The sequence below is a fragment of the Microcystis sp. LEGE 00066 genome (assembly GCF_015207925.1).
Classification (GTDB): Bacteria; Cyanobacteriota; Cyanobacteriia; order Cyanobacteriales; family Microcystaceae; genus Microcystis; species Microcystis ichthyoblabe_A.
In genome coordinates this window covers 1-15,750 of sequence record NZ_JADEVX010000103.1, presented here as the reverse complement: position 1 = coordinate 15,750, position 15,750 = coordinate 1, and the positions used below count along the sequence as shown (strand labels likewise).

Sequence of the window (15,750 nt, the reverse complement as noted above, 5' to 3'; positions counted from 1 at the left end):
TTCTTTTCTTCTTCCGTGAATTCTAGGTTAATCATGTTTTTAATGAGTGCTTTGCTTCTAATTATGACTCTTGAACTATATTATTGTCTTTGAGTAAAAAATGCAAGTTATAACCGTGCAAAGTATAACAATCGTCCTCGAAAATGTCTTGACTATCGTACCCCGAATGAGGTATTCTATAAAGGTAGATCAGACAGTGATGCAATTCAGACTTGAATTGGCCTATTATTGGGATCGCCGAAGGCTGCAATAGGATAGTGAATATCACTAATAAAAGACAAGATAGCTAAATCATATCCCCTGTCTTCGTAGCGATAAATTTGGCGATTATAAGCATATTTTTTACCTAATATTGTCGGATTAATTTCTTCTCCATAAACTTGTCCATCAGCCGTGCGAATTCCATAATCAGCATTTGTTGTGGGGATGACATGAGCATTCGTTAACACATAATACTCGCAAAATTTTGTTTTTGCATCGATACCACTACCTCCTGCCATAGCTCCTTTAGTATTGCAATCACGATGAATAATCACACCTGAACCCGATAGTTCATCTTCTTCGGCATTTTCTACTTGCCTTGGTTCTAGGTTTTTGCCAATCAAAACTGTTGTACCGCGAGCGATATTATCTATCTTTTCGTATGAATTAGATTCTTGAAATGAATTAGATTCTTGAAAAAGTACTTTATTGACGATTAAAGCTAAAAAACAAATAATTACAACCCAGGTAAGAATATTAAATTTAAATTTCACTGTTTTAACTCCTTGTTGATATGATAGATTATTTATCACAAACCTCTTACTAGATCTATTTCCTGATCTAATCTATTTCCTGATCTAATTTCTGATCTATTTCCTGATATAGTCGCTGTAACCTTTCTATATCTTGAGATAAGACTTGCATCTCATCCTGAAGACTTTTTTCATTATGTTTTAATCCAATAGCTATCCACTCAGCGATATCGGCTCGAACATCTGGATTATTACTTTGAAATGATCCTTCTCCACAGACAAATTCTGGATCAACTCCATAACGCTCAACCATAGATTTAAAAGCATAATACGACCAATCTGAAGACTGACCACAAGTCAATTTTTTGCCACTTTGAGCCAGTAAATTCTGATGAGTAAAAGGAACACCAAATAAAACAAATACACCAGTCAATAAACAGATTAAAAACAATGATAAAAATTTCCATACTGTCTTAGACATTGATCTTATCTCCTTTTTTTGAAGTCAAGAATTCAGTGATTTCAAATAATAATCTATTTAATTTGTTAACATCCTCTTTAAGAACAGCTTCACTTTCTTCAATAACCCTCTCCATTACACTAGTACAAGCACTGGTAGTTATAACCACCTCTGCTCGGACAATTGTACGATTAGCCCTATAGGTTCCATCTGGGAAACCAACATCACAACCATACCTTTCCACTATAGAACGAAGAGCTTCATAGTAGGGGGAAGTTGGATCAACATCTGTTAGTTGAGATACACTGGTTACTTGAGCCAAATAATTATCAGGAATTTGATGATCGTCTTCAAAGTGATAGTTTAAACGATTTAGATCAGTCCCAATACTGACCCCAATCAAAGAAAGATAGACAACTAGAACAGTTGCTAAAGATAGAGCGGTATTTTTCCAAAATTGCTTAGACATTTCTGATATTAATTAGTTAGCGAGATGAGCGATTAACAGCACTACCGAATTTACTATAAGGTCTTCGTGGTGTTTGCTGTCCTTCTGTTCCAGTCAAGAAAATTTTAGTTTTAATTGCTAAAATACTACTGAGGAATTGTTGAGGATTACTTTCGGCGGCTCTCGGAAAATCTAAAAGAACATTATTTTTTGTACATCCTTCATCAGAACTTCTCACCATACAAACTTTCCAACGGCGACCAATGGTATCTGCAATTAAGATTAACTTTTCGAGATTTCCTTTGTTCATCTCTGCTTGCAGGCTATTAGCAATTTGTCCGCAGGTTTGTTTGATTTGCCCAATATCAGGAATATTTAAGAGGGGCTTTGATGTATTGTTTTTCATCACGATGGTACAATTACCTGATTGCTCAATCGGTTCTAGAAGAATGTCCTCAGCCGCCATAACCATGACAGCAAGTGAGGCGATCCCCCATGAGACAAGACCGAGCAGAGACGATAGATACAGGGTAGCCCTTTGCATAGTGAAAGTTTCGTGTTAATAGTAGAAGACTAACTATGGTAAACTATAGACTAATACCAAATTTCTAAATCCATGACAGACATCCACGCTCGAATGCTTGCCAAGCCTGCATTCGTTGTGACGCAAATAAAGAAAAATGGTATAACCCTGAAACCTCTGTTGATTAATTTTCATCAAGATTTTGCCTATTTTCTAAATAATTCTTAATAAGGAGAGAGATAAATGGCAGACTCACAACCATCAAGTCAAAACCGCTCTGTATCTATTGGCGGCAATGCTATCGGAGCAATTATCTAGACAGGGGACAGCAATCAAGCCTCTTTGGACTTCCAATCTGTGCCACTGCCTGATCCCCAGAGTGTCGATATTCAAGCAACTTTAACCGCCATTCGAGACGCATTAAGTCAACTCGATAGTAGCGATCGCAAAAAAATTGATAATGCTCTCTCGGAGGCAGAGGATGAACTGAAAAAGCCCCAACCTGACAAAGATGAAATCGGTCAAGCTTTAGAGCGAGCAGTTAAATACGCAGAAAAAGCCAATGGCTTTGCTGTAGCGGTGGAAAAACTCAAACCCCATATCACTAATGCTGTCAGTTGGCTGGGCGAGAATTGGTTGCCTATTCTTGCTAAAGTCGGCTTAACGGCAATTTTGTAACCTTAATTCCCTTTTTCTATGGCTTCATCTGAGAATCGAAGTATTAGTATCGATCAAAATGCCATTGGTTGTACTCTCATTTCAGGGGATGGAAATCAGGTCGTCATCTATCAAAATCAAGTAGCCCGGACGACCGTTTCGTCTCAAGCAACTCCTTCTCAAATAGAGAACTTGGCTTCTAATCCTTATCAAGGACTATTACCTTTTCAAGAAACCAATGCGGATCAATATTTTGGCAGAGAACAACAGATTACAAAACTTTGGGAGAAACTACGCGACCTATACTTTGCACGGTTATAACTTGCATTTTTACTCAAAGACAATAATATAGTTCAAGAGTCATAATTAGAAGCAAAGCACTCATTAAAAACATGATTAACCTAGAATTCACGGAAGAAGAAAAGAACTCACTGTATTATGAAAGATTTCATCATCCTCATCCCCGGGTTCAACTGAAGATGGAAGTTCTCTGGTTAAAACCCACATTCCGCACCCTAAAGTGTCACATTGAAAATTTTATCCAAATCGTCAAAACGATTGCTGGCTCTGAATTACAGGCTAATTTGTTTGTCTAGCAGATGCACAATTAGCCCTAAAAATCTGATAGCTCTGATACCAAATTATTGAGATAAACTCTCATTAAGCTGGCGATCGCTGACTAGAGTGTGACACTTCATAATTCTTAGTAATCGCTAAAAGTCTTACTATACAAGGGCTAGAGCAACTTTTGATTTCAACGACTAGGGTGCGGAATGTGGGTTAAAAAGCCAAAAGATACCGCACAAAAAAATTTGTCAGTTAGCAGGAATCTCGACAAATACCTTATTAACCTATCTTCGAGATTATCAAGAGGGCGGAATAGAAAAATTAAAAGAAATCAACTTCTATCGCCCTAAAAGTGAATTAGAGTCTCAAAGAGAAACGCTCAAAAAATATTTCGAGAAAAATCCACCAGCCACAATAAATGAAGCTGTATATAGAATAGAAGAATTGACAGGGATAAAACGAAGTCCTACCCAAGTGAGGAAATTCTTAAAATCCTTGGGAATGAAATGTTTAAAAATAGGTTCTCTTCCTTCTAAAGCTGACCCAGATGAACAAGAAGACTACAAAGAAAAAAAGCTAGAACCCAGACTAAATGAGGCTAAAGAAGGAAAAAGGGCTGTTTTTTTTGTTGATGCCGCTCACTTCGTCATGGGAGCATTTCTCGGTTTTGTTTGGTGTTTTGAGAGACTTTTTGTTAAGTCACCGAGCGGGCGTAAACGCTTTAATGTTTTAGGAGCATTAAATGCAATAACTCATGAAGTTATTCTGGTAACATATGACACTTATATTACAGCAACTCAAGTCTGTGAACTTCTTGAAAAAATAGCTGCTTTAGGACTAATGATTCCCATCACTCTAGTCTTAGATAATGCCCGCTATCAGAAATGTAAAATTGTTGAAGAATTGGCTCTTTCTTTGTCAATAGAGCTACTCTATCTGCCGTCTTATTCACCTAATCTAAATTTAATTGAAAGGCTGTGGAAATTTGTCAAAAAGAAATGTTTATATGGTAAATATTATGAAAACTTTTCTGACTTTTCTTCAGCTATTTATGAATGTCTGAATGATGCCCATCTGAAACATAAAAAAGAACTGGATTCCTTGCTGACTCTACGATTTCAGAAGTTTAATAAATCTCAGATTATGAACGTCTAAAGTATACCGAATCACCACCCAGACTTTTTCAGCCAACCCTGATTAGCTAGGGACTAGGCTTTTTAGGTGAGTTTAAACAGGATAAACCAGCATCTTTAGCAGTAGGATACTTGATTGGGACAAAAGCAAAATCTAACTTGTCTGTCCGACACTCCACAATGTGAACAAATTCTACGGGGGGATTTTGGGGATCGCCCTTCCCATCAAGTTTCTTGCGATCGCCATTTTCATCGAATTGAATTGTCCCAGTTGCACCTTTAGTGACAAGAAAATCAGGAGACTTTAATTGTTCAAGGATATTAATTCGTGTGGGATTATTTTCCTTTTCTAGAGCTTTTGTTAGAGCAAGCGTTGCATCATAGGATAGGGCTGTTATTGCATTAACAGAAGTTGTAGTCCATAAAATTTTGGCATCCTTAAGAAAATCCTGGTTAGGACTGGTCAAAGAATCCCAAGGAACCGTAATAACAAACTTTTGAAAAGGTTGTAGGTTGTCAATTTGTTTTAAGGTACGAGGACTACGAAGTCCCCATGATCCGATAACCCAATTTTGACTATTATTAAGTTTTATAAGTCTAATTGCATCGCCTTGAGCATTGCCAATTGCTTTTGGGAATAGTACAAGCCCTATTGTTTCTGTTATTTTTGCTTCTGTTTGTCGTAACTCTTGGATGGCTTCTTCTGCCTTAAAATTATTTCCCAGATCAAATTCATATAATTTTACTACAGTTCCAGAGAATGGAGGGACTGTAAAAATAGTTTTAAAACTATTAAAAAGAGATTCACTAAATGGACTTCCTTCACTATAAAATCCCACCACTTTTTTAATAGACTTTTCTTGTAAAAATTTTGCAATGACAGGAGATTGTTGCTCGACGGAAAAAACAGTTCGCAGGAAATTTTTTCTGGGGTATTTAGTAAGCTCGCTAGTCGTTGATCCGGGAGAAATCAAAACTAAATCATTTTCCTTATAAATATCCACCGTTGCCACAGTCATTTCACTGGTATAGTGACCAACAACCCCTAAAATTTCAGGACGATGGGAAAGAGATGATGCTGTCTTTTGGGCTAGTAATTCGTCATTTTCATCATTAGTAATGACAACTTTTAATCCCTTACCATTAATCGCTTTTTTGTTGATAAAATCTTGATCTGGAAAATACTTGAGGAATGGATCATTGTCATTTAAAAGTCCTAGATTAATTTTTGTTTGTAATTGTGCTACTCCTCGTAACATTTCTTTTGCTCGACTATCACCATCATCATCATTAGAGCTATTTTGATTTTTGCGAGGAATACTAACAGCAACAGCAATGGTGTAATATGGCATTTTATTGGCTTCTAGTAAAGCATTATTTAAGTAAATTAACGTTTCTGGATCTAGCCTATCCTGTTGCCATGCGTCCTTAAATCTTAACAGGGCTTTTTGATAATCACACTGTGCAAAATATTCTGTACCTTTCTCCTTGTTAAACAATTGAGAGTAATTAAGAACTTCTTCTCCTTCACTAATAAAGTCTCCCTTTTGTTTTGGACAATTATCAGGGCGATAAATGGCAAATAAACTTACAACTGCTATTGATGCTATTCCTATGCTAACTGGCAGATTTAATTTGAAATTTTGGGGCTTTAAAGTTTTTATAGAATGCAAAATTTGGGCGATTTTTGCAGAAGGCGAAGTGATTGGTGGAATCGTCGGAGTAATGGGATAAACCTCATTTTGCACTTCTTCTTCAATCACCTGAATATCCTCATCCCTGAGTCCATAGATAATTTGCAGTTTCTTTAAACTCTCTTTATCTTTGTTTTTCAATGGAGTATGATTAGCAGCAGCTATTATTTTCCGAAACGCATTCCTATATTTCTTAATATTGTCTCGTCGCAGTAGCAGTGGGTTAAGAACTTCTGTTTCAATCGTTCTGGCTTCATCTGGTGAGAGATTTAATTGATCTATTGTTGCATCCAAAACTGCCCTATCTGCAGCAGAAAAGTCTTCCTCCTTAAAACAATAATCTTTAATATCCTCATCATTCCACTTTTTAATCTCTTCGGGTCTAATTCCCCGCCGCTCGCGGCGTACAATAGAAAAATGAGTGAATACATCCATAAGAGCCATAATGTAAGTGTTTTGCTATATCATTTAGTGTTCCCAGCCAAATATCGTAAAGCCGTTTTCGACGAACAGGTAGATAGCTTGTTGAAAGAAGTCTGTCTAGAGATGGAAAAACGATACGAGATAAAGTTTGTAGAAATTGGAGTGGATAAAGATCATGTGCATTTTCTGGTGCAATCAGTACCGACCTATAGTGTGACAAGGATAGTGACAATGATTAAAAGTATAACGGCGAGAGAAATTTTCAAAAAGTGTCCTCAAGTGAAAAAGCAGTTGTGGGGAGGAGAGTTTTGGAGTGATGGATATTACGCAAGTACGGTAGGAAAGCATGGGGATGAAGGTATGATAGCGAGATATGTAAAAGAACAAGATAAAGAATACCTGCAGCTACACCAAAATCTACAATTGAGTCTATTTTGATTCTGATACCCCGTCCGCTTGCGGCGGGGTAGTTCATTAATATCCTCAACTATTTTACGATACTTAAATTTAGGATCATTAGCAGCAAGAGGAGATTTGGCTAAATAAATAGTATCCTCTCCTTCAAGAAAAAGATAAAATTTGGGAGTCATTGCCGGGGCAGCTTCCTTTACTCGTTCGCTGGCATACTCATGCAATTCATTAACAGAAATTAATTGATCACCATCCTGATCTGCTGCACCAGTTTCAATTCCTTCAACTAGATATTTTGTATAGATGGACAAATCGTTATCTTCCGACTCAAAAGAATATTCAATTGGACTAGAAGAGGTTAAAATCGCCCTTCCTTTACCTCCTAATTCCTCTTGAATGTTAAATTCCCCTTTGATTGGCATTCCCAGAACTAATGCTCCGCTAAAACAGCAGTCGAGAATAATTATCTGCCTTTGGGAACGACTATCTGTGATGTACTCTTGAAGTTTACTTGCCGCTAAAGCTGTTGCACGACGAAAATCTCCATTCTGATCACGCCCAGTTTCTCTTGTACTTAGAAAAAATCTAGCATTTTGAGCTTTAAGTCCATGCCCAGAAAAATATAAAAGCACCAAATCATCTTTCTGTCGATCAGCAAATAAATCGTCAACTGCTTTTTCCATGCTCCCTTTGTCTGGGTTAGGCAAAACTGTAACCTGATCAAAGGCTCCCATGTCTGGATGCTCTAATACTCGGCGCATTGCTTCAACGTCTAGAATGGCACTAGAAATTGGGCGCAATCCTTCGGAATACTCGCTCACACCAATTAACAAAGCAATTTTTGCCATAATACCTTCTTTAACCTGAGATAAAGTCTTGAGCCGCTTTAATAGCCATTTCCAATTCTTCTCGACTGTGAGCTTTAACCGTCAACTTGCGACCATTGGCCTCTACCGACAATTCTATCGGTTTACCTCCCAGGCGATCGCCCAGAAACCCTAACAACTTTTTCCCATTAGCGAGGTTAACTTCGGCCATTAAGATTCCTCCCAAAAAACCGCCCAACGACTTATTACCTTCAGGGGGATTGGGATCAAAAATACGTTTAACCGATTCAACTTCATCTGCCTGTTCTAGTTCTGTTAGTAATACTTGGGCCTGTTCGTCGCGTTCTTCAGGCTCCAGGTTAGGATCGTTAAAAGCGATCAGCAATTTAATCGTAGATTTGTTACTCATAGGAAGTTGAGTTGAAATAATATAGGATAATACTAATCTTACTGAATTATGCAAATTTTACCATATACCATCTGAAATCTAAATAAGTGATCCCATTTTCATACTAACCCTTGCCGAGCGCCGATTTCTTATTTCTTGGGAGCATCTCATTTATGCAAGTGAGTAATTATACTTGTCCCTAAAACTGGTTTCTAGCAAGGCTTTCAAAATAGCTTGACATAAAACCTGATTTAGGGGTTACAAAGGTGAGATGCTCCCGGTTTTAACCTTGTACAGGTTAGAGGGTTATGATTCTTTAACAAAGGGAATTGACCACAATCAGCACAGCATCTCCCAATTATTGTCTTTAGGTCGCTAAAATTTCGTTTCTCGCCTTATTTCTCCTTTTTTCTTGAGAATGAAATAGCCCTACCCTTATCAAGGGGGGATAAAATTATGGGTGTATATCGTTAGCAAAGAGACAAACAAAGAGAGGCTATAGACTAATAAAAAATATGTCCCTTTTTGACAGAAAATATCTGGGAAGATTGCAACCAGCGAGACTCAAAAGAACTGAGATGAGTGGTGGTAATTAAGGTTTGAAAACGGTCTTCGATCGCATCTAATAATTGATTTTGTCGTTCGATATCTAATTCCGCTAAAACATCATCGAGGAGTAGTAGGGGAGGTTCCCCGATAATCTGCTCTAGTAACTGTAATTCTGCTAATTTCAAGGCTAAAACTAAGGTTCTTTGTTGTCCTTGGGAACCGTAGGATTTAGCGGGGTTTTGGTTAATTAAAAAATCCACTTCATCCCGGTGGGGACCGACTACCGATGTCCCTAGCTGTTTCTCGGCCAAACGACGGGTTTCAATTTTATCTAAAAAAGCCGTTTGTACCCCATTGACATCATCTTCTACCCAAGGCACATTGGGAATATATTGTAATTCTAGATATTCAGTTTTTCCGCTAATACTTTCGTGCCATTTTTGAGCTAAAGGAATTAATCTTTGCAGGACTCGCGCCCTTCTTCTCGTAACTCTTGAACCAGTTTCTGCTAATTGTAAATCCCAGAGTTTTAGTTGGGATAAATCCCCATAAACTTTTCCCTCTAATTCCTGTTTACGAATCTCTTTTAAAAGAGCGTTCCTTTGTCGTAAAACCTGATTATATTGCTGTAAAATATGAACGTATAGGGGTTCTAATTGAATTAATAAAGTATCTAACCAATCTCGGCGAGCTTCTGGACCACCGCGCACTAAATCCAGATCGAGACTAGAAAATTGTACCGCATTAATCACGCCCAAAAAATCGAGATGACGGCGCAGGGGTTGACGGTCACGGATCACGGTGCGACGACCGGAAGAACGGAGAATTAAACTTAATTCTGATGCTCCATAAAGACGATTAACCCTAGCAAAAATTCTCGCCTCCGAGTCCGATTCTAGCACTAGATCCCGATCCTTGCTGACTCGATGGCTCTTGAGAGTGGCCAAAAGTTCGATCGCTTCTAGTAAATTGGATTTTCCCTGAGCATTATTGCCCAATAATATTGTTTTTTTGGACTCGAATTTTAGCAACTGTTCGGCATAATTTCTAAAACTGTGAAGGTGCAGGTGTTCGAGATACATTGCAAGTTGGGGGTTAAGTATTGGGGGTGGGAGAGTGGGGAGAAAACAACTGATAACTGATCACTGATAACTGATCACTGATAATGGCAGCGGCTGAGGGTTAAGTGAATTTGCTATAATTCTCCTTGACAATCAATATTTTATAGTAGCTTTTACCTTGAAGATTCCCTTTTTGCCTTTAAAACAGACTGAAAGTCTATCTAAACTCGCTTTGATTGCTATACTCGCTTTTGATGCTTCTGTGTCTCTCGCAGGACAATTTCCCGATGGCAGAGTATTTTTTGAGAGTTCTCCCACTCTGGTTAATTTCTTCGCTACTTTCCAATCCGTGCGTGCTTGGGGAGCAAAATACTATCTTACCATCGCCCTGCCGCCGTCTCTCGGTGCGCCTTTGGGCAAAGTAACTATACAACAGCAGCCTAATATTCAAACTATTGCTTTTCTTGTTGATCAAACTTTTGCTTTTCTTGGCGATCGCAATCAGCGAGGCGAAAAATTAACCCTAAAATCCACTACTTTTGACCCCAATACTCAGACGATTACGGTCATTTTTGATCCTCCTGTCCCCCCCGGTAATACCGTTTCCATCGGTCTGAAACCAGTACGAAATCCCGATTATGGTGGTGTCTATCAGTTTGGAATTACTGCTTATCCCCCCGGAGACAATTCTCCCGGATTAGCTCTAGGAGTCGGACGTTTAACAATTTACGATGCTGGCGATCGTTGGTAGGCCGTTCTGCGTCTAAAAACATCAAGGAGAACTTCCCACCTCACCCTTGAGATAACTGCCCTAACTTTCCTGTCTGAGTTTTAGAAAAATTTAACTTTATTCAATCCATGAACATCTGTTCAGATGTTATACTAAAGTCAGTAAAGAAGTTCAGAGGTAGTAACCATGATCGCTGTCACCATGATGAAATGTGCTTGTAAACCCTGTTTGTGTGTAGTATTGATCGCCGATGCCATCAAAGAAAACGATCAATACTACTGTTCCCAAGCTTGTGCCAATGGTCACGTTAACGAGAACGAGAAAGGCTGTGGACACCAGGGCTGTGGTTGCGTTTAAATTTAGTTATTGGGGAGAAGGGGACAAGTATCGGCATGGAAGATTTGATCGATACCTCCCTTTCTCAACTTTCCCTTAATAACCGATCAGGAAAAAATATGGCCCTAGAGAAAATAGCACCGGTTTGTGGGGAATCCCATCACCAAGAGGCGAAATTCCAGCACTTGCAGGGATTAGAAATCGAAAAAGCCCAAAAAATGGCCGAATTTTTCAGCCTTTTGGGGGATGCCAACCGCCTCAGAATTCTGTCGCTTTTAGCCAAACAAGAATTATGTGTTTGTGACTTAGCCGACGACTTAGGGATGAGTGAATCGGCCGTATCGCACCAGTTAAGAACCCTAAGAGCCTTAAGATTAGTTAAATACCAAAAACAGGGACGGAGAGTCTTTTATCGTCTTGCCGATCATCATGTTCTTGACCTTTATTACGCGGTCTCGGAACATTTAGAAGAGCCAGCGGACGAGGATTAAAACAGTCCCAAAGCGGGTAAAACAAACTGTAGGAGCAGAGAACCAATCCCCTGCACCATTTGGTCTAATTGAGCGTTGCCACCACCTTGTTCTCGCGGTTTTAGGGCGATTTCCATGCCTTTAATAAAATTCTCTGCCGCTTCGTAACCGGGGGTATTACCTTGTCGTTCAAAGAGAGTCGAAGCCATTTGAGCGTCCTGGGCCGCTAGAGCATTTTGTCCCAGACGATAGTGAGCCATGGCCCGGGCCAGATAAGCTGGAGCATATTCCGAGTTAATTGTCAAGGCCTTATTAAAATTTTCTATAGCCGTGCTGGTGCGTCCCTGTTTTCCTTCCACCATCCCTAGACCGTAGAATAGTTCAGGAGTACCGGCACTACTGGGAATTCCCACCGCACCCTGCACGTATGCAGTGTCTAGTTTGGTGTTGTCAAGGTTAGCATTATTGAGATAAGCGCCTCTTAAATCCGCACCCGTCAAGATTGCCCCGCTTAAGTTCGCTCCAGTCAGATTAGCACCAAAAAAAGAAGCACCAGTTAAATTAGCACCACTCAGATCCGCTCCACTTAAATTAGCTTGACTAAGATTAGCACCGACGAGATTGGCCCCATTTAATTTTGCCCCAGTTAGATTCGATTGCACTAACCCCGAACCGCTCAGATCGCATTGGGGACATTGTCGGGTGGATAATAATTGCTGTAGATGGTTTAAATCTTCCCCATAACCAACTAGGGACAAGTTCAGGGGAAGACTGAGGAGGAGGGTTAGGGCGATCGATTTGTACATAGTTTAAAAATAAATCTATTTATTATTACTGATAATAACCATGCGATCGGGGCTAATCGCTGAACTAGATTCTGCTTGAGAAATCAGCCCTTGTCCACTAAAATAGGAGATTAGAGGCTCTTAAGGTCAGAAGAAGCGACAAAATCGAGATTTGTTACCTTTTCAACAGCAAGTTTTTTAGAGGAATTTCCCTATTTTATAATGACTACTCTACACGGTAATTGGCTGATTGGTTCGCAGGATAGTGTTTTTTTTCTTTGGGGTGAACAGTGGCAAGGGAAGGAATTAAGTGAAACAAAGGAAAATCATCCTTTTTGTCTAGAATCTGGGGCATTAGCCCAATTTATCGAGAAATTTTCTCCTCAGCTTGACCGCTATTCTCCAGAATCAATCAAGCTCAGTTTGCCTAGTTATTCCCCCCCAAGGAAAAAATATTTTTTACCGCTGCTGTCGGGGCAAATTCTCGAACCCACAGCTAAATCCTTGTCTTGGCAACCATGGCAGGTATCGGGATTAACTTTTTCTGCGGGGATGATAATACAGTTATGGGAGAAATTACCCCTAGCTAAGGCCGAATTTATCGGCAATGATCTACGATTTTGGCTGTATTTGCACCGTTGGAGTTTAGATTTATTAGCAAGGGGGAAATTTTTAGCGGGAATAAATCAGGGTGAAAGTTGCTGGTATCCGCTGCTAGATAGTACCATCGATCGCACTCGTTTAGCTAAGTTTATCCAAACCATCCCCCCGGTTTGTCTTGCCTATCAAGAAAATAGCGAACCACAAACAATTATTCTCGATTGCTTAAAAAATATTGTCGATGCTCGTTTGCGACAAAAGATAGATAGTACTGTTAATATTTCCCCCTCATTGATGGTGAAAACTTGGCTACAATCTTTAAGCGGTGATCATCATGAGATTGCTTTAGAAGCCAAGAATTTACAGCGTCTAGAAAATGCTTATAATAACTGGGTGTTTCCTATCCAAGAAAGTTTAGTTAATGGCAATAATCGCCAATTAATCGAGAATCAATACCGTGTCTGTTTATCTTTACAACCTCCCAGATTAGGGACAGCGTGGAAACTAACCTATTATTTACAAGCGTTAGATGATCCCGAATTTCTCATTAGTGCCAAGTTGATTTGGTTAGAGGGGAAAGAAAGTTATCATAGTTATCAAAGAGTTGTCAATAATCCCCAGGAAATTCTCTTAAAAGGATTAGGATTAGCATCGCGATTGTACGAACCGATTAGAATTAGTTTAGAGCAGAGACACCCGGAGGAATGTTCTCTTGATTCGATCGAAGTTTATCAGTTTATTCGCTCGATCGCTTGGCAATTGCAAGATCAGGGATTAGGGGTAATTTTACCAACGGGGTTAACTGCTGGTAGTAATGAACAAAGATTAGGAATTAAGATTGCTGCCAGTGTAACTCCCAAAAAAGGAGAAAGATTAAGTTTAACCAGTTTATTAAACTTTCAGCTTAAATTAGTGGTAGGGGAACAGGAAATATCGAAAAAAGATTTTGATAAGTTATTAGAGAAAAAATCGCCAGTGGTGGAAGTGGGGGGCAAATGGTTAATCCTACAACCTACGGATGTCAAAGCAGCTCAGGCAATTTTAAATAATACCATCGCTCCCCTTAATCTCTCGGTGGAGGATGCCCTGCGCTTGAGTTCAGGAGATAATAATCTAATTGCTAAACTGCCGGTAGTCAATTTCCAAGCGGAGGGAGCATTAAAGGAATTAATTGATAATTTAAATAACAATCAAGGGATTCAATTAATCAACCCACCTAGGGAATTTCAGGGAGAATTACGTCCCTATCAACTCAAGGGAGTTAGTTGGTTAGCTTTCCTAGAAAAGTGGGGTTTAGGTGCTTGTTTAGCCGATGATATGGGTTTAGGAAAAACCCCGCAATTAATCGCTTTTTTACTAGCATTAAAAGAAGAGGATATGTTAGTTAATCCCGTGTTAGTGGTTGCTCCCACTTCTGTGGTCAATAACTGGGAACATGAGTTAAGAAAATTCGCTCCCACCCTGGCTGTTTTTGTCCATCATGGCGAAAAAAGATTAAAAGGTCAAGCTTTTGCTCAAGCGGTAAAAAATCAATCAGTTGTTATTACCAGTTATCCTTTAATCTATCGCGATCTATCCACTTTGGAAGCAGTACAATGGCAAGGTTTAGTTTTAGATGAAGCTCAAAATATTAAAAATTCTACGGCTAAACAATCCCAAGCAGTGCGAAAAATACCCGCAGGATTTCGCATTGCCTTAACGGGAACTCCCGTAGAAAATCGCCTGACGGAATTATGGTCAATTTTGGATTTTCTCAATCCCAATTTTTTAGGAACTCAAGCCTTTTTCCAGCGTCGTTTTGCCCTTCCCATTGAAAAATACGGCGATCAAGAATCCCTGCATAATTTACGTTCCCTTGTCCGTCCTTTTATTTTACGGAGATTAAAAACCGATAAAACTATTATTGAAGATTTACCAGAAAAACAGGAAATGAATATTTTTTGTGGTTTATCGAAAGAACAGGGACAACTTTATCAACAATTAGTCGAGAAAACCCTCCAGAAAATTGAAGAAACCCAAGGGATTCAGAAACATGGATTAATTTTAACCTTGCTAATGCAACTAAAACAAATTTGTAATCATCCCGCCCATTTTTTGAAAGAAAATAGTTTAGAAACCAGTCAAAGATCGGGGAAATTGTTACGCTTAGAAGCCATGGTAGAGGAAGTGATAGCAGAAGGCGATCGAGCTTTAATTTTTACACAATTTGCCGAGTGGGGAAAACTCCTACAAACCCATCTCCAGAAAAAATTAGCCGAGGAAATATTATTTCTCTCCGGTTCTACCAAAGCAAAAGATCGGGTAGAAATGATCGAGCGCTTTCAAAATGATCCCCAAGGACCAAAGATTTTTATTCTCTCCCTGAAAGCGGGGGGAACAGGATTAAATTTAACCCGCGCTAATCACGTTTTTCATATCGATCGTTGGTGGAATCCGGCCGTAGAAAACCAGGCCACCGATCGCGCTTTCCGCATCGGACAAAAACGCAACGTTCAGGTGCATAAATTCATCTGTACGGGAACCCTAGAGGAACGCATTAATGAGATGATCGAAAGCAAAAAACAATTAGCGGAACAAACCGTAGATGCTGGGGAAAATTGGTTAACAGAATTAGATACCGATCGCCTGCGAGATTTATTATTATTAGATCGATCGGCAATTATTGATGAAGAAGAAACCGATTAGAAGCGAACCACCTGATAAACCGTGGAACCATTCTCAAACAGGGGCCGATAGTAAATGCCGCTGCAATTGTAATAAAGCGTATTGTCAGCCGTAATTGTGGTGCAGCCGTCTGGGATATAGGTGACAATTGCGCCGATTGGCGGGGCCACCACCGTGTAGGAACTACCGCTAGGTTGAAGATAGATGCCGTCCGAGTAAATGTAGGAAGTAGAACCCACATAGACGGTATTGTAGTAGGGGGGGAGAGTGGCGATCTCTGAACCGATGAC

Annotated in this window: 18 protein-coding genes and 1 pseudogene; 9 read left to right on the top strand and 10 right to left on the bottom strand. The window is 39.4% G+C overall.

Going from position 1 to position 15,750, the window contains the following annotated elements; genetic code table 11:
• Nucleotides 1-206 precede the first annotated feature (206 nt).
• The 4 genes from IQ224_RS14710 to IQ224_RS14695 all read right to left on the bottom strand — a co-directional run bounded on the left by IQ224_RS14710 (nucleotide 207) and on the right by IQ224_RS14695 (nucleotide 2,186).
• Entirely contained in the window at nucleotides 207-755 is a 549-nt protein-coding gene (locus tag IQ224_RS14710; RefSeq protein ID WP_228036249.1) for a serine protease, read from the bottom strand.
• A 67-nt stretch (nucleotides 756-822) separates the two neighbouring features.
• Complete coding sequence (locus tag IQ224_RS14705) at nucleotides 823-1,215, bottom strand: hypothetical protein (RefSeq protein WP_002747215.1); 393 nt, start codon at nucleotides 1,213-1,215, stop codon at nucleotides 823-825.
• Nucleotides 1,208-1,663: an S-layer homology domain-containing protein gene (locus tag IQ224_RS14700; RefSeq protein ID WP_036402399.1), complete on the bottom strand. Its 456-nt coding sequence runs from the start codon at nucleotides 1,661-1,663 to the stop codon at nucleotides 1,208-1,210. The genes IQ224_RS14705 and IQ224_RS14700 overlap by 8 nt, the downstream gene beginning before the upstream one ends.
• A 16-nt stretch (nucleotides 1,664-1,679) precedes the next feature.
• Nucleotides 1,680-2,186 (bottom strand): COP23 domain-containing protein, encoded by a 507-nt coding sequence (locus IQ224_RS14695; RefSeq protein ID WP_228036248.1) that lies wholly within the window; start codon nucleotides 2,184-2,186, stop codon nucleotides 1,680-1,682.
• 336 nt (nucleotides 2,187-2,522) lie between these two features.
• On the opposite strand from IQ224_RS14695, the gene IQ224_RS14690 reads away from it, so the two are divergent.
• The 4 genes and pseudogenes from IQ224_RS14690 to IQ224_RS14675 all read left to right on the top strand — a co-directional run.
• Nucleotides 2,523-2,843, top strand: coding sequence for a hypothetical protein (locus tag IQ224_RS14690; protein ID WP_201261440.1), 321 nt, complete (start codon nucleotides 2,523-2,525; stop codon nucleotides 2,841-2,843).
• An 18-nt stretch (nucleotides 2,844-2,861) separates the two neighbouring features.
• A complete protein-coding gene (locus IQ224_RS14685; protein ID WP_002747223.1) occupies nucleotides 2,862-3,143 on the top strand; it encodes a hypothetical protein in 282 nt (93 codons plus the stop codon).
• Between the two features lie 71 nt (nucleotides 3,144-3,214).
• The gene (locus tag IQ224_RS25045; RefSeq protein WP_370583146.1) at nucleotides 3,215-3,418 is read left to right on the top strand and encodes a hypothetical protein; all 204 of its coding nucleotides are present in this window, start codon (nucleotides 3,215-3,217) and stop codon (nucleotides 3,416-3,418) included.
• 184 nt (nucleotides 3,419-3,602) lie between these two features.
• Nucleotides 3,603-4,544, top strand: a pseudogene (locus IQ224_RS14675) (IS630 family transposase); the annotation flags it as partial.
• 46 nt (nucleotides 4,545-4,590) lie between these two features.
• Here IQ224_RS14675 and IQ224_RS14670 read toward each other — a convergent pair.
• Complete coding sequence (locus IQ224_RS14670; protein WP_228036247.1) at nucleotides 4,591-6,660, bottom strand: ABC transporter substrate-binding protein; 2,070 nt, start codon at nucleotides 6,658-6,660, stop codon at nucleotides 4,591-4,593.
• Here IQ224_RS14670 and tnpA point away from each other — a divergent pair.
• Nucleotides 6,634-7,077, top strand: a complete 444-nt coding sequence (tnpA, locus tag IQ224_RS14665; protein ID WP_002740761.1) for an IS200/IS605 family transposase — start codon at nucleotides 6,634-6,636, stop codon at nucleotides 7,075-7,077. The genes IQ224_RS14670 and tnpA overlap by 27 nt on opposite strands.
• On the opposite strand, the gene IQ224_RS14660 is transcribed toward tnpA, so the two are convergent.
• The 3 genes from IQ224_RS14660 to recF form a co-directional block, all read right to left on the bottom strand.
• A complete protein-coding gene (locus IQ224_RS14660) occupies nucleotides 6,963-7,898 on the bottom strand; it encodes a caspase family protein (RefSeq protein ID WP_228036246.1) in 936 nt (311 codons plus the stop codon). The genes tnpA and IQ224_RS14660 overlap by 115 nt on opposite strands.
• Nucleotides 7,899-7,908: 10 nt before the next feature.
• Nucleotides 7,909-8,286, bottom strand: a complete 378-nt coding sequence (locus tag IQ224_RS14655; protein ID WP_194033137.1) for a hypothetical protein — start codon at nucleotides 8,284-8,286, stop codon at nucleotides 7,909-7,911.
• A 482-nt stretch (nucleotides 8,287-8,768) separates the two neighbouring features.
• A complete protein-coding gene (gene recF, locus IQ224_RS14650; RefSeq protein WP_002738601.1) occupies nucleotides 8,769-9,896 on the bottom strand; it encodes a DNA replication/repair protein RecF in 1,128 nt (375 codons plus the stop codon).
• Between the two features lie 157 nt (nucleotides 9,897-10,053).
• Between recF and IQ224_RS14645 the strand changes: the two genes are divergently transcribed.
• From IQ224_RS14645 to IQ224_RS14635, 3 genes are all read left to right on the top strand, one after another.
• Nucleotides 10,054-10,626 carry a DUF2808 domain-containing protein gene (locus tag IQ224_RS14645; RefSeq protein WP_002738348.1) on the top strand — a complete coding sequence of 191 codons (573 nt, stop codon included), beginning with the start codon at nucleotides 10,054-10,056 and terminating at the stop codon, nucleotides 10,624-10,626.
• Nucleotides 10,627-10,791: 165 nt separating this feature from the next.
• Entirely contained in the window at nucleotides 10,792-10,962 is a 171-nt protein-coding gene (locus IQ224_RS14640; RefSeq protein ID WP_194033136.1) for a metallothionein, read from the top strand.
• Nucleotides 10,963-11,060: 98 nt separating this feature from the next.
• The gene (locus IQ224_RS14635) at nucleotides 11,061-11,432 is read left to right on the top strand and encodes a metalloregulator ArsR/SmtB family transcription factor (RefSeq protein ID WP_002800682.1); all 372 of its coding nucleotides are present in this window, start codon (nucleotides 11,061-11,063) and stop codon (nucleotides 11,430-11,432) included.
• Here IQ224_RS14635 and IQ224_RS14630 read toward each other — a convergent pair.
• On the bottom strand, nucleotides 11,429-12,217 hold the full coding sequence (locus tag IQ224_RS14630; protein WP_002739252.1) for a pentapeptide repeat-containing protein: 789 nt from the start codon (nucleotides 12,215-12,217) through the stop codon (nucleotides 11,429-11,431). The genes IQ224_RS14635 and IQ224_RS14630 overlap by 4 nt on opposite strands.
• Before the next feature lie 201 nt (nucleotides 12,218-12,418).
• Here IQ224_RS14630 and IQ224_RS14625 point away from each other — a divergent pair, with 201 nt between their 5' ends.
• Nucleotides 12,419-15,481, top strand: a complete 3,063-nt coding sequence (locus IQ224_RS14625) for a DEAD/DEAH box helicase (protein ID WP_194033135.1) — start codon at nucleotides 12,419-12,421, stop codon at nucleotides 15,479-15,481.
• Here the strand turns inward: IQ224_RS14625 and IQ224_RS14620 are convergent.
• Nucleotides 15,478-15,750, bottom strand: a 273-nt coding sequence (locus IQ224_RS14620) for a DUF6515 family protein (protein ID WP_228036245.1), incomplete at its 5' end; no start/stop codon positions are given. The two genes, IQ224_RS14625 and IQ224_RS14620, sit on opposite strands and share 4 nt — an antisense overlap.